This window comes from Pseudomonas yamanorum (assembly GCF_900105735.1).
GTDB classification, from domain to species: Bacteria; Pseudomonadota; Gammaproteobacteria; order Pseudomonadales; family Pseudomonadaceae; genus Aquipseudomonas; species Aquipseudomonas yamanorum.
On record NZ_LT629793.1, the window covers coordinates 3943468 to 3958073 of the forward strand.

Consider the following 14606-nt stretch of genomic DNA (forward strand, 5'->3'; position numbering starts at 1 on the left):
TGCGTTGCTTATAAGGTCAGGGTCAGGCGCTTTACCAATGCGCCCGGTAATAGGTTGGACGAGGTATTGCGCTGGCTATACGTACTCGCCGACAGCAGCAATTCCCGATCAGCGGTCAGCGCTTCCAGTTGCGAGCCCAGCAGGCTGTACACGCTGTCATCAAAACGCATGGTGCTGACCGGCGCCTTGATCTCGCCGTCCTCGACCCAGAACGTGGCGAAGCGGGTCATGCCGGTCAGGCGCGCGGCGGGCTGGTCGGAGTAGTTCAGGTACCACAGGTTGCTGATGTACAAGCCGGTACCCAATTGCTTGAGGATATCGGCCTGGGCCAGGTTGCCGGCGGCCATCTGCAACGCGCTGGGGGACTCATCACCGCTGGCGCCGTTGGTGCTCAAACCGTATTCGGCCGCGCTGCGGGAGTTGACCAGTTGGCCTTCAGCCTTGCCGGCACTGATCAGCTTCACGTCGCTGCGTGGATAGCCGTCACGGGAAAACGCCGAGCTCAGGGAGCCGCTGACCTGCTCATCCAGTGTCACCAGCGGGTTCAAGGCTTGATCACCGTTGTACAAGCGTTGCAGCGGGCTGCCCTTGCTGGCGATGGCCTGGGCGGAAAACCCGCCCCAGGTCAGCATGCTGATGATCTCTTCCATGGCCGCCGGGGCCAAGTAGGCGCGGTATTGCCCCGGTGCCAGTGGGTGCAGCGGGCGGCCGAGGAATTCCAGTTGCTCGCGGGCCTGCTGGAAACGTTGGGCGAAGGCCGCGCTGTCCCAATCGTTGCCGGCGTAACTGGCTTTCACCGCTTCGCCGTTGGCGTGGAACAGGCTGAAGTCGAAGTTGAAACTGTTGTCCTGGTGCCAGCCAAAGGCACCTGAAGAGCTTGCAAACCCGCGGCTGATAGGGCCAGCGGCGTAGAAGCCGACCATGTCCACACCTTCGGCGGCCACGCTGATTGCTTCCAGCACCTGGGCCAGGTCTGGCAGTGGTCGGTCCTGCTGGTCCTTGTTTTGCCAGGCATTGTGGTTGAGCAGCAGGTACGGATCCTGCGGCAGCAACGGCAAGGTCTCGCGCAGTTGTTGCAGGCCGTCGGCCAGGCGCTGGCGGTCCAGTTCAGGCTCGCCCGCCAGGGTGATGCCGAGGTCGGCGTGGCGCCCGTCGTTGATCAGCTTCAGGTTCAGGCTGGCCTGTTGCACCTGGCCGGCCTGGCGCACTTTGCCCTGATTGAAACGCACAAACTCGGACGATTCGTTGGCGTAGCCGAGGTGGAATTGTTCGTGGTCGGTGATGGCTTGCTTGAGCCAGTCCACCAAGGCTTTGAAATTATTCATCAGGCGTCTCCCCCGAACACGTCCACGTTGCTGAACACACAGGCCGGCGACGCATGGCCGACTCGGATCACCTGGTTGGGTTCGCCCTTGCCGCAGTTAGGCGTGCCCAGCACCTTGAAGGTGCTGGCGTCGCCAACGGCGCTGAGGTTGCGCCAGAACTGCGCGGAAATCGCCCGGTAGTTGGGGTTCTTCACCACACCTTTGAGCTCGCCGTTTTCAATCAACTGGCCCCATTCGCAACCGAACTGGAATTTGTTGCGTGCATCGTCAATCGACCAGGATCGGTTGGTGGACATCAGGATGCCATGCTCGATACCGCCAATCAGTTGCGCCATGTTCTGGTCGCCGGCCTCAATATTCAGGTTGGCCATGCGGTCGATCGGCGCGCGGTTCCAGCTGCAGGCACGGCTGTTGGCCACGCCTTGCATGCCGGAGCGGTATTGCGACAACGCACCGCCCAACGGCTTGAGCAGCAGGCCTTCGCGGATCAGGAATTGTTTGCTGGCCTTCGTACCGTCGTCGTCATGCCCGTAGCTGGCGAGCTGCTCGGGAATGTCCGGGTCGAAGGTTACGTTCAGCAGCCTGGAGCCGTATTGCAGGTGGCCGAAGTCGCTGGCCTTGACGAAGCTGGTGCCGGCGTAATTGCGCTCGTCGCCGAGGATGCGGTCGAGTTCCAGCGGGTGGCCGATGGATTCGTGGATCTGCAGGATCATCTGATCGGGCATCAGTAGCAGGTCGCGCGGGCCCTGGGGCGTGTTCGGGGCCAGCAGCAGTTGCAGTGCCTGGTCCGCAATCTGCGGCGCGGCGCCCACCAAGCCGAAGCGGCTGATCACGTCGAAGCCGCCTTGCTGGCCGAAGTTGGTGCCGCCCAGGGTGCGGGTCTGGCTGTCGTTGCCGTCGTAGGCCGTGACGTTGACACCCGGGAACACAAACCGCTGGGCCTGGCGCAGTTCGGCGCCGGCGCTGTTGAGGTAGATCTGTTCGACGTGGGTGGTGCCCAGGCTGACTTCCCAGTTCACCAGGCGCTCGTCCTTGGGCACGGCGGCGGATTCGGCGCCGAGCAGCTGGTAGCAGTCGCGCAGGGACGGGAAGGGCTGGTCGAGGCTCGGCGACAGGTAGTCGGCGATGTCGCTGGACACCGGCTGGTCGCGCAGGTCGAGCAGGGCGTGGGGCTTGATCAACCGGGCTTGCTGTTCGGCGCGCTCAAGGGCGGCTTGCAGGCCGGGCAGGGAAATATCGTGGGTGGCGGCATAGGCTTCGACGCCGTTGAGGCGCACGGTAAGCATCGCGCCTTCGTCCTGGCTCAGGTGTGGCGGCTCGGCGATGTTCTTGCGTACCGACAGGTACTGGCCGGACTCGCGGACATAGCGCAGGGAGAAGAATTCGGCGTTGGTGCGCAGGGCACTGAATTGCTTTTTGAGTGTGGCGTGGTGTTCGAACATGGGGCCTTCCTTGTGGGCGGCTCGGCGCGGGCAGGCAAATAGAGTAGGCCTGGGCTGGGGAGCTGATCAAGGAAAGTGTAGGAGAGGGGTTTTGCAGTGTCTGGTCGGGCCTCATCGCGGGCAAGCCCGGCTCCCACATTTGACCGAGTTGTTCTGGCGAACGAGGTCAAATGTGGGAGCTGGCTTGCCTGCGATGCAGGCACCGCGGTGTATCAGTTACTGCGCAGTAGGACCTACTTCACGCATCGGCTTGCCACGCACCGGCGCATCGCCTGCCACGTAGTAATCCGCAGTGCTGCGCGGCAGTGGCTGGCGGCCACGGATCTTGTCGGCGATTTTCTCGGCGATCATGATCGTCGGCGCGTTCAGGTTGCCGGTGGTGATGATCGGCATGATCGAGGCGTCAACCACGCGCAGACCCTGCATGCCATGCACACGGCCTTCGGCGTCAACCACGGCCATCTCGTCGGTGCCCATCTTGCACGAGCAGGACGGGTGGAACGCCGTCTCGGCGTGCTCACGGATAAATTTATCCAGTTGCTCGTCGGTCTGTACGTCGATGCCCGGGCTGATTTCGCGGCCACGGTATTGGTCGAGTGCCGGCTGTTGCATGATTTCACGGGTCAGGCGGATGCCGTCGCGGAATTCCTGCCAGTCCTGTTCGGTAGACATGTAGTTGAAGAGGATGCTCGGGTATTCCCGTGGGTTCTTCGACTTCAACTGCACGCGACCGCGGCTCGGCGAACGCATGGAGCCCATGTGCGCCTGGAAACCGTGCTCTTTCACACCGTTGCTGCCGTTGTAGTTAATCGCTACCGGCAGGAAGTGGTACTGGATGTTCGGCCAATCGAAGTCTTCACGGGTACGGATGAAACCGCCCGCTTCGAACTGGTTGCTGGCGCCGATGCCGGTGCCGTTGAACAGCCACTCGGCACCAATGGCCGGCTGGTTGTACCAGAGCAGCGCCGGGTACAGCGAGACCGGTTGGGTGCAGGCGTATTGCAGGTACAGCTCAAGGTGATCCTGCAGGTTTTCGCCGACGCCTGGCAGGTCGTGGACCACCGGGATGTCGAGGCTTTCCAGCAGCTTCGCCGGGCCGACGCCGGAACGTTGCAGCAGTTGCGGCGAAGCGATTGCGCCGCTGCACACCAGGACTTCCTTGCGGGCACGGGCTTCAACGCGTTCTTCAGCAGCACCGATCAGGTAACGCACGCCGACGGCACGCTTGCCTTCGAACAGTACTTTGTCGGTCAGGGCGTGGGTGACGATGGTCAGCGTCGAGCGCTTCTTGGCCGTGTCCAGGTAACCGCGAGCGGTGCTGGCGCGACGACCGTTTGGCGTCACGGTACGGTCCATCGGGCCGAAGCCTTCCTGCTGGTAGCCGTTCAAGTCTTCGGTGCGTGGGTAACCGGCCTGTACGCCTGCTTCAACCATCGCGTGGAACAGCGGGTTGTTGCCGGCTTTTGGCGTGGTCACGCTGACCGGGCCTTCGCCACCGTGGTAGTCGTTCGGGCCGATATCGCGGGTTTCTGCTTTACGGAAATACGGCAGGCAGTCCAGGTAGGTCCAGTCTTCCAGGCCCGGCAGTTTCGACCAGTTGTCGTAGTCCATCGCGTTGCCGCGGATGTAGCACATGCCGTTGATCAGCGAAGAACCGCCGAGGCCTTTGCCGCGACCGCATTCCATCCGGCGACCGTCCATGTGTGGCTCTGGATCGGTTTCGTAGGCCCAGTTGTAGCGGCGGCCTTGCAGCGGGAACGCCAGGGCGGCTGGCATCTGGGTACGGAAATCAAGACGGTAGTCCGGGCCGCCGGCTTCCAGCAACAGGACGGTGACGCCTTCGTCTTCGGTCAGACGGGTCGCCAGGGTGTTACCGGCGGAGCCGGCACCCACAATGATGTAGTCGTATTCTTGGGACATTAAATGCACCCTCATTTAGATATGGTCAGGTCAGGCGAGTGCTTCGCACTCATCGCAGGCAAGCCAGCTCCCACAGTTGACCGGGTTCACACGGTCAAGATGTGGGAGCCGGGCTTGCCCGCGATGGCGGCCTCGCGGGCAATACAAAACCCAGGGGTTAGAACACCGAGGCGTAGTCGCCCAGCTCAACCTGTACCGATTTGATGCGAGTGAAGTTGTTCAGCGAGCTGATCCCGTTTTCACGGCCAACGCCCGACTGCTTGTAGCCGCCCACCGGCATCTTCGCGTCGGACTCGCCCCAGGCGTTGATCCAGCAGATACCGGCTTCCAGCTGATGAATCACGCGGTGGGCGCGGTTCAGGTCCTTGGTCACCAAGCCAGCGGCCAGGCCGAAGTCGGTGTCGTTGGCGCGGCGGATCACTTCTTCTTCGGTGTCGTAGGTGAGGATGCTCATCACCGGGCCGAAGATTTCTTCACGGACGATGGTCATCTCGTCGGTGCAGTCAGTGAACACGGTCGGGGCCACGTAGGCACCCTTGGCGAATTCGCCGTCGGTCAGGCGGTCGCCGCCGCACAGCAGGCGCGCGCCTTGCTCTTTACCTTTGGCGATGTAGCCGAGCACGCTTTCCATGTGGGCGAAGCTGACCAGCGGGCCGAAGTTGGTGTTTTCATCTTCCGGGTTGCCGATGCGGATGCGGGCAACGCGCTCGGCGATCTTGGCTTCGAACGCGCCTTTGAGGGCGGTCGGAACGAATACGCGAGTGCCGTTGGTGCAGACCTGGCCCGAGCTGTAGAAGTTGGCCATCATCGCGATATCGGCGGCGCGGTCGAGGTCGGCGTCGTCGAAAATGATCAGCGGGGATTTGCCGCCCAGTTCCATGGTGACTTCTTTGAGCGAGGAGCTCGAAGCGCTGGCCATGACTTTCTTGCCGGTGTCGGTGCCGCCGGTGAAAGAGACTTTCTCGATGCGCGGGTGCTCGGTCAGCCAGGTGCCGACTTCACGGCCGCTGCCGGTCAGAACGTTGAACACACCATCCGGAACGCCGGCTGCGGTGTAGATTTCAGCCAGTTTCAGGGTGGTCAGCGAGGTGACTTCGCTTGGCTTGAAGATCATCGCGTTACCGGCCGCCAGGGCAGGTGCGGATTTCCACAGGGCGATCTGGATCGGGTAGTTCCACGCGCCGATACCGGCCACGACGCCCAGCGGCTCGCGACGGGTGTAGACGAACGAGGTGTCACGCAGCGGGATCTGCTCGCCTTCGATGGCGGGCACCAGGCCTGCGTAGTATTCCAGCACGTCGGCGCCGGTGACGATGTCGACGTATTGGGTTTCGGAGTACGGCTTGCCGGTGTCCAGAGTTTCCAGGGCGGCCAGCTCATCGTTGCGCTCGCGCAGGATGTCGACGGCGCGACGCAGGATGCGCGAACGCTCCATGGCAGTCATGGCGGCCCAGATTTTCTGGCCCTTTTCGGCGCTGACTACAGCGCGCTCAACGTCTTCTTTAGTGGCGCGTTGCACATTGGCGAGAACTTCACCGTTAGCCGGGTTGATGGCTTCGAAAGTGGCATCGCTGCCAGCGTCGGAGTAGCCGCCGTCAATGTAGAGTTTTTGCAGTTCGAAACGGGCCATAAAGTCCTCGCAAGTGCATAAGTGGTTGGCGCGGTTCGGGAGTTGAGCGGTTATGTGTGCTCTAACTCACCTGCTTGGCCAATTGGAAATCCATGTATTCGTAAGCGATCCGTTGCGCCTGCTCCGTGTCGAAAGCGTCTCCCGACAGGGCACCGCGCAACCACAAACCGTCGATCAGGGCCGCCAGGCCTCGGGCTGCGCTGCGTGCCTCGGACAACGGCAACGCTCGGCGGAACTGGCAACACAGGTTGGAATACAGACGGTGATCGTTGATCCGCTGCAACCTGTGCAATGACGGGTGGTGCATGCTGGTGGCCCAGAAGGCCAGCCAGGTTTTCATAGCCGGGCCGTTGACTTGGCTGGCGTCGAAGTTGCCTTCGATGATCACCTGAAGATGAGCCCGCGGGCTGTCATCTTTCAGCGCCAACCGGCGCTCGGTGACGTTCTCGATCAGGACGTTCATCAGGTACCGCATCGTGGCGGCGATCAGGCCATTCTTGTCCTGAAAGTAGTGACTGATGATGCCATTCGAGACACCGGCCAGACGGGCGATCAGCGCAATGCTGGCATCCCCCATTCCGACCTGATCGACCGCAGTCAATGTGGCTTCGATCAACTGCTGGCGGCGTATGGGTTGCATACCGACCTTGGGCATCGTGCACCTCTCCTTAGGCCTGCCAACGGGCGATAAACGTCCGTCGGCTTATGGGCCAGTCTATTTTGTTTTGATTGAACGTTCAATCAACAAAGAATAAGATCTGCGACAAATGGTCGCTGCCTACAGGTATTTCCTACGTGCATGTGGCGCCACCTGACATCGGGAAACCCCATGAAACAGCCCGGCACAGCGGTTCGCCGGGGTTCATGGTTTTTCGGGGTGTCTTTATACACCCGTCCGTCGACTGCCGAAAAATCGATGGCTCGGGTCATGCGTTGCCTTGTGTTTCTCTGCACTGCCCGGAGCATCTGTGCCATGAGTTCTGCCTCTCTTATAAAGACCCCGCCGGAAAAGGTGCGGGTCAACGGTTGGGTGTTCTACACCTCCACCGCGCTGATTCTGTTGTTGACCGCGATTCTGATCATCGCCCCGCAGGAAGCCGGCAGGATGCTCGGTGTGGCCCAAGCCTGGTTGTCGAAAAGCTTTGGCTGGTACTACATGGTCGTGATCGCCGCCTACCTGGTGTTTGTGGTGGGCCTGGCGTTTTCGTCCTACGGAAAATTGAAACTGGGCAGCAAGGACGACACCCCGGACTTCAGCTACGGCGCCTGGGCCGGCATGCTCTTCTCGTCGGGCATCGGCATCTCGCTGCTGTACTTCGGCGCGTCCGAGCCGCTGGACCACTACTTCAACCCGCCTGAAGGCGCGTCGGCCACCGGCGAAGCCGCACGGCAGGCCTTGCAGTTGACGTTCCTGCACTGGGGCCTGCACGGCTGGGCGATCTACGCACTGGTCGGCCTGGCCGTGGCGTACTTTGCCTACCGTCATAACCAGCCGCTGGCCTTGCGTTCGGCGCTGTACCCGCTGGTGGGCGAGCGTTGGGTCAAAGGTGCGGCCGGTCACGCGGTGGACGGCTTCGGCATGTTCGTCACGCTGCTGGGCCTGGTGACGAACCTGGGGATTGGTTCGATGCAAGTGTCGTCCGGGCTGGAAAACCTGTTCGGCATGGAGCACAGCAACACCAACCTGCTGATCGTGATCATCGTGATGAGCACCGTGGCGACCATCGCTGCCGTGTCGGGTGTGGAGAACGGCATTCGCCGCCTGTCCAACCTGAACATCGTGCTGTTCAGCGGCCTGCTGATTTTTGTATTGCTGTTTGGCCCGACTTTGCACCTGCTCAACGGCTTCGTGCAGAACATCGGCGACTACATGAACGGCATCGTGCTGAAGACCTTCGACCTGTACGTGTACGAAGGCGACGCCGACAAGACCGAGCGCTGGATGGGCCTGTGGACCCTGTTCTACTGGGCCTGGTGGATTTCCTGGGCGCCATTCGTGGGCATGTTCATCGCGCGTATTTCCCGTGGCCGCACCGTGCGTGAACTGGTGGCCGGCGTGCTGCTGATCCCGCTGGGCTTCACCCTGGCATGGCTGTCGATCTTCGGTAACTCGGCCCTGGACCTGGTGGTCAACCATGGCGCGGTGGAGTTGGGCAAGACCGCACTGGAACAGCCGTCCATGGCGATCTACCAACTGCTTGAGCATTACCCGGCGTCGAAAATCGTCATCGGTGTGTCGATCTTTGTGGGCTTCGTACTCTTCCTGACCCCGGCGGATTCCGGCGCGGTGATGATGGCGAACCTGTCCTGCAAAGGCGGCAATGTTGACGAAGATGCGCCCCACTGGTTGCGGATCTTCTGGTCGGCGGTGATCACCCTGGTGACCATCGGCCTGTTGTTCGCCGGTAACTTCGAAGCCATGCAAACCATGGTGGTGCTGGCCGGCCTGCCATTCTCGGTGGTGCTGATCCTGTTCATGTTCGGCCTGCACAAGGCAATGCGCCAGGACGTGGCGATCGAGCTGGAGCAGGCGCAATTGGCTGAACGTGGTCGGCGTGGTTTCAGCGAGCGTTTGACGGCCCTGGACCTGCAACCGAGCCAGGGTACCGTGCAACGCTTTATGGACAAGCACGTCACGCCGGCGCTGGAAGAGGCAGCGACTGCGTTGCGTGATCAGGGGCTGGAAGTGCAGACCCTGCTGGGCAAATCCAAGCGCTGCATTGGTGTGCGCATCGAGATGGAAGAGGGTAATCCGTTTGTCTACGAGGTGAGCCTGGATGCTTATTCGTCGGCACCGAACGACTTGCCCGAGGAAGAGCGCACGCGCTACTACCGCGCCGAGGTTTACCTGCACAACGGGCCTCAAGAGTACGACCTGATGGGCTTTGCCCAGGAACAGATCACCCGGGACGTGCTCGATCAGTTTGAAAGCCATCGGCAGCTCCTTGGCCGTGTCTATAGCTAAGAGTGGGTGGTGATGATCGTTCCCACGCTCCGCGTGGGAACGCATCCTGTGACGCTCCGCGTCACGATTTCAAGAGCGGACGCAGAGCGTCCATGGCGGCATTCCCACGCAGAGCGTGGGAACGATCAATGCGGCGCCTTCACTGGCGCCGCTGTTCCAAGGTTGGAATGGGGTCAAATGTGGGAGCTGGCTTGCCTGCTATAGCAGTGGTGAATTCACTGCAGCTATCGCAGGCAAGCCAGCTCCCACATTGACCCATTTCCTTCAGGAGGATCTACCCCAGGTTCTTGCCCAGCAGCGCGTGATACAACTCGCTGTCACCCAAAATCCCCACCACCTTGTTGTTGTCCTGCAGCACCAGCTTGTTGCCTGTCTGATAGCGAATCTGCAACGCCTCACGCATCCCGATATTGGAATCCACCAACGTCGGCATCCGCCCCAAACCTTCCACGGCTTGCCCCGGTGCCCAGTTCTGCAGGTTCAGCACCGAGCCGTTCTGCCGTGCGCCCTTGATGGTGTTGCCTTCGGCCAGGTCCAGCCACGAGTCGCCACCCGGGTCCAGGCTGATGGAGCCGTTGACGTGGGTGCAGTTGTCCACCGTGCGCATCAGGCTGCGGCCACACAGCACATTCAGCGGGTTGGTGTGGGCCACGAAGGTCCGCACATAGTCATCCGCCGGGTTCAGCACGATCTCTTCCGGCACGCTGTACTGGATGATCCGGCCGTCTTTCATGATCGCGATGCGGCTGCCGAGTTTCAGCGCCTCATCCAGGTCGTGGCTTACAAATACGATGGTCTTGCTCAGCTTGCGTTGCAGCTCCAGCAACTCATCCTGCAAGCCCTGGCGGATCAGCGGGTCGAGTGCGGAGAAGGGTTCGTCCATCAGCAGGATATCGGCGTCCATCGCCAACGCCCGGGCCAGGCCGACACGCTGCTGCATGCCACCGGAAAGCTCGTCTGGCTTCTTGTTGCGCCACTGCGACAGGCCCACCAATTCCAGCTTGTCATCCACCAGCTTGCGCCGTTCTTTCTCCGGACGGCCCTGCATCTCCAGGCCGAAGCTGATGTTTTCACGCACCGTCAGCCAAGGCATCAGGGCAAATTTCTGGAAGACCATGGCGATGCGCTGGGTGCGCATCATTTTCAGCTCGGCGGGGGTGCAGGAAGCGATGTCGATCTGCCGACCTTCATGCTCCACAAACAGCTTGCCGCGGCTGACGGTGTTCAAGCCATTGATGCAGCGCAGCAAGCTCGACTTGCCCGAGCCGGACAGGCCCATCAGCACGCAGATCTCGCCTTTCTCGACATCCAGGCTGGCGTTTTCGACGCCGACAATCTGCCCGGTCTTTTTCAGGATCTCGTTGCGCGTCATGCCCTGGTCCAGCAGCTTGAGCGCCTCGCGTGGGTCTTTGGAGAAGATCACGTCGACATTTTCGAATCGGATAATGCTCATGCATCACCCCCTACTTTGGCGTCGGGTTGTTTGCAGATGCGGTCGAGCATGATGGCCAGCAGTACGATCGCCAGGCCCGCTTCAAAGCCCAGGGCGATGTCGGCGGTGTTCAGTGCGTTGACCACCGGTTTGCCGAGGCCGTCGGCGCCCACCAGGGCTGCGATAACCACCATCGACAACGACAGCATGATGCATTGGGTAATGCCGGCGGCGATGCTCGGCATGGCGTGGGGCAGTTCAATCCGCGAAAGCAACTGACGGCGCGAGCAGCCAAAGGCCTTGCCGGCGTCCATCAACTCTTGCGGCACATCACGGATACCCAGGTAAGTCAGACGGATAGGCGCGGCAATCGCAAACACCACCGTGGAAATCAGCCCGGGCACCACACCCAGCCCGAAGAGGGTCAGGGTAGGGATGAGGTAGACGAAGGTCGGTACGGTCTGCATCAGATCGAGCACCGGCCGCATCAGGGTGTAGAACATCGGTTTGTGCGCGGCAACAATGCCCAGCGGCACGCCGATCACCACGCAGACCAGGGTGGCGAACAGCACCTGCGCCAGGGTCTCCATGGTTTCCTGCCAGTACCCCAGGTTCAGGATCAGCAGGAAGGAGGCGATGACAAACACTGTCAGGCCCCATTTGCGTTGAATGAAATGAGCGAGCAGCGCAATCAGACCGATCAATGCCAGTGGATTGAACCAGGTCAGCGCGAACGTCACGCCGTGGATCATCGTTTCCAGGGTCGATGCGATTGCGTCGAAGTAGGCGGCCCCGTGTTGGGTCAACCATTCAACGAAGGCAGCGATGTACTGGCCTAGCGGGATTTTATGTTCAGTCAGCATGGTAGTGAATGTCCACATGCGAAGAGGAAAAACATCCCGGGCCAGCGTGCCGGCCCGGGGTCAGCACTTACTTGGCGAGATACGCTTTGACGGCCTCCAGACCGGGTTTGCCATCGACGGTGGTGACACCAGCCAACCAGGTGTCGAGCACTTGCGGGTTCTTCTTCAGCCACGCCTTGGCGGCGGCGTCAGGCTTCATTTTGTCGTCCAGGACGTTACCCATCAGGGTGCTTTCCATGTTCAGGGTGAACGACAGGTTTTTCAGCAACTGGCCCACGTTGGTGCATTCCTGGGTGTAGCCCTTGCGGACGTTGGTGTAGATGGTGGCCTGGCCGTAGTTGGGGCCGAATGAATCATCACCCCCGGTCAGGTACTTCATCTTGAAGCGGGTGTTCATCGGGTGCGGTTCCCAGCCGAGGAACACGATGGCCTGGTCGCGCTTGGTGGCGCGTTCCACCTGCGAGAGCATCCCGGCTTCGCTGGATTCGACCACTTTGAAGCCTGCGGTTTTCAGGCCGAAAGCGTCTTTGTCGATAAGGGTCTGGATGGTGCGGTTGCCATCGTTACCCGGCTCGATCCCGTAGATCTTGCCGCCCAGCTCATCCTTGAATTTGACGATGTCGGCGAAGTCTTTCAGGCCCTTGTTGTACAGCGCTTCCGGTACGGCCAGGGTGTACTTGGCGTTTTCCAGGTTGGCGCGCACGGTTTCCACGGTGCCGGCATCACGGTACTGCTTGATGTCGTTTTCCATGGTCGGCATCCAGTTGCCGAGGAAGATGTCCATGTTCTTGCCGTCGGCCAGGGACTTGTAGGTCACCGGTACGGAAATCATCGTGGTGCGGGGTTTGTAGCCGAGGCCCTTGAGGACTTCGCTGGTGGTGGCGGTGGTGACGGTGATGTCGGTCCAGCCGACATCGGAGAAGTTGACGGTCTGGCATTGCGCCGGTTCTGCAGCGTGAGCCAGGACTGGCAGACTCAGCATGGCGGCCAACAACAACGACGGGGAACCTTTCATGGGGGTGGACTCCTGGTGTTTTTCTGGCGGCGATAACACCGCGCTTATAGGTGTTGCGGTTGGGCGTGCGGCACAGCTCTGCCACGCAACTGTGCAAACGAGTCGAGACTGATCATGTACCAGTGAAAATCTGACGCCTACAGGGGGCGTCGTATCCAGTACAGGGATGGTCGTATCCAGTGTCGGTGACGTCGCTTACAGATTTTTTCAACGGCAAAACTGCACTTTTTACCGATCTGAACCGCAAAAAACGGCCAAAACGTCGCCTTCCACAACAGCGGCGCTGATGAGCATGGGTACGTCGGTGTGAGACGCCGTGAGCGCCAACAAAAGCTTGATGATGGCCGCATCTGGGCGGATTGCGACATGAGCGTAGCAGCTCCGTCACCAGGCGTTATTTGCGCCTGGCCTGTGCTCATCGAGGAGTTTCACGTCAATGGCTATCAGCGTTTTCGACCTGTTCAAGATCGGCATTGGGCCTTCGAGTTCTCACACCGTCGGCCCCATGCGCGCCGCGGCGTTGTTCGTTCAAGGATTACGTGAACGTGATGTGTTGGAACAAGTCAGGCGCATCGAAGTTCAGCTGTATGGCTCCTTATCGGCCACCGGCATCGGTCACGGCAGTGATAACGCCGTGATCATGGGCCTGATGGGCGAGTGGCCGGATGCGATCGATCCATCGCAGATCGGCGTCCGCATCGAAACCCTGCGCGAGACCCACACACTGCTGCTGGACGGACATTTGCCGGTGCCTTTCTTATGGGCGCGGGACATGCGCCTGATCGACGAAAACCTGCCGTTCCACCCCAATGCCATGACCCTGGTGGTGTTCGGTGATAACGGCGAGCTGCACCGTGACACCTACTACTCGGTGGGCGGCGGGTTTGTGGTGGATGAAGCCCAGGCCAACAGCGGCGTGGCGGACATGGACCGCACCGAGTTGCCCTATGATTTTTCCAGTGCGGTGGAGTTGCTGCAGTTGTGCAAGACCCACAACCTGCGGGTCGCTGAGCTGATGTTGGCGAACGAAAAAACCTGGCGCTCGGAAGAAGAGATCCGCAGCGGGCTGATGAAGCTTTGGCGCGCCATGCAGGATTGCGTGGAGCAAGGCCTCAAGCACGAAGGCATCCTTCCCGGCGGCCTCAATGTAAGGCGGCGTGCAGCCAAGTTGCACCGCAGCTTGCAGGAGCTGGGCAAACCGAATGTGATCGGCTCGACCTTGAGCGCGATGGAGTGGGTCAACCTGTTCGCCCTGGCGGTGAATGAAGAAAACGCCGCCGGCGGGCGCATGGTCACGGCACCGACCAACGGCGCGGCGGGGATCATCCCGGCGGTGCTGCACTACTTTATGAAGTTCAGCGAAGAGGTGACCGAGGCCAACGTCGTCGACTATTTCCTCGGCGCGGCGGCGGTGGGCATCCTGTGTAAAAAGAACGCGTCGATTTCGGGTGCCGAAGTCGGTTGCCAGGGTGAAGTCGGTTCGGCGTGCGCCATGGCGGCGGCGGGGCTGGCGGAAATCCTCGGTGCTACGCCGGAGCAATTGTGCAACGCGGCGGAGATCGGCCTGGAACACAACCTCGGCCTGACCTGCGATCCGGTAGGCGGGTTGGTGCAGGTGCCATGCATCGAGCGTAATGCGATTGCAGCGGTGAAGGCGATCAACGCGGCGCAGATGGCGCTGCGGGGTGATGGCCAGCACTTTATCTCCCTGGACCGGGTGATCCGCACCATGCGGGATACCGGGGCGGATATGCATGACAAGTACAAGGAAACATCGCGGGGCGGGTTGGCGGTGAGTGCGGTGGAGTGTTGATCCAGACAGACCGCGTCGCCTGCATTCGCGAGCAAGCCCGCTCCCACATTCGACCGAGTTCCTACTGAAAAAACGCGGTCAAGTGTGGGAGCGGGCTTGCTCGAGAATGCGGTAGACCAGGCAACACTGCTCATAAAGTGAACACCGACACCCACAAGCGCCACCTTTTAGCGCGTCGCAATTAGATAAGTAGCTCCCAAA

Annotated in this window: 10 protein-coding genes; 2 read left to right on the plus strand and 8 right to left on the minus strand. The window is 60.9% G+C overall.

What is annotated here, in order from left to right; translation table 11 throughout:
* Positions 1 to 8: 8 nt before the first annotated feature.
* From BLU46_RS18545 to betI, 5 genes are all read right to left on the minus strand, one after another.
* A complete protein-coding gene (locus BLU46_RS18545) occupies positions 9 to 1325 on the minus strand; it encodes a TldD/PmbA family protein (RefSeq protein ID WP_093204192.1) in 1317 nt (438 codons plus the stop codon).
* The gene (locus BLU46_RS18550) at positions 1325 to 2767 is read right to left on the minus strand and encodes a TldD/PmbA family protein (RefSeq protein WP_093204197.1); all 1443 of its coding nucleotides are present in this window, start codon (positions 2765 to 2767) and stop codon (positions 1325 to 1327) included. The genes BLU46_RS18545 and BLU46_RS18550 overlap by 1 nt, the downstream gene beginning before the upstream one ends.
* Positions 2768 to 2983: 216 nt before the next feature.
* The gene (betA, locus tag BLU46_RS18555) at positions 2984 to 4687 is read right to left on the minus strand and encodes a choline dehydrogenase (RefSeq protein ID WP_093204201.1); all 1704 of its coding nucleotides are present in this window, start codon (positions 4685 to 4687) and stop codon (positions 2984 to 2986) included.
* Positions 4688 to 4844: 157 nt separating this feature from the next.
* Positions 4845 to 6317, minus strand: a complete 1473-nt coding sequence (gene betB / locus BLU46_RS18560) for a betaine-aldehyde dehydrogenase (RefSeq protein ID WP_076017806.1) — start codon at positions 6315 to 6317, stop codon at positions 4845 to 4847.
* A gap of 61 nt (positions 6318 to 6378) precedes the next feature.
* The gene (gene betI, locus BLU46_RS18565; protein WP_010167549.1) at positions 6379 to 6972 is read right to left on the minus strand and encodes a transcriptional regulator BetI; all 594 of its coding nucleotides are present in this window, start codon (positions 6970 to 6972) and stop codon (positions 6379 to 6381) included.
* Positions 6973 to 7347: 375 nt separating this feature from the next.
* On the opposite strand from betI, the gene BLU46_RS18570 reads away from it, so the two are divergent.
* The gene (locus tag BLU46_RS18570) at positions 7348 to 9282 is read left to right on the plus strand and encodes a BCCT family transporter (RefSeq protein ID WP_231988902.1); all 1935 of its coding nucleotides are present in this window, start codon (positions 7348 to 7350) and stop codon (positions 9280 to 9282) included.
* A gap of 274 nt (positions 9283 to 9556) precedes the next feature.
* Here the strand turns inward: BLU46_RS18570 and choV are convergent, their stop codons facing one another.
* From choV to BLU46_RS18590, 3 genes are all read right to left on the minus strand, one after another.
* A complete protein-coding gene (choV, locus tag BLU46_RS18580; protein WP_063026624.1) occupies positions 9557 to 10735 on the minus strand; it encodes a choline ABC transporter ATP-binding protein in 1179 nt (392 codons plus the stop codon).
* Positions 10732 to 11577, minus strand: a complete 846-nt coding sequence (gene choW / locus BLU46_RS18585) for a choline ABC transporter permease subunit (protein ID WP_003216909.1) — start codon at positions 11575 to 11577, stop codon at positions 10732 to 10734. The genes choV and choW overlap by 4 nt, the downstream gene beginning before the upstream one ends.
* 67 nt (positions 11578 to 11644) lie before the next feature.
* On the minus strand, positions 11645 to 12592 hold the full coding sequence (locus tag BLU46_RS18590; RefSeq protein WP_093204215.1) for a choline ABC transporter substrate-binding protein: 948 nt from the start codon (positions 12590 to 12592) through the stop codon (positions 11645 to 11647).
* 436 nt (positions 12593 to 13028) lie between these two features.
* Here BLU46_RS18590 and BLU46_RS18595 point away from each other — a divergent pair, with 436 nt between their 5' ends.
* Complete coding sequence (locus BLU46_RS18595) at positions 13029 to 14405, plus strand: L-serine ammonia-lyase (RefSeq protein ID WP_063026626.1); 1377 nt, start codon at positions 13029 to 13031, stop codon at positions 14403 to 14405.
* Positions 14406 to 14606 lie beyond the last annotated feature (201 nt).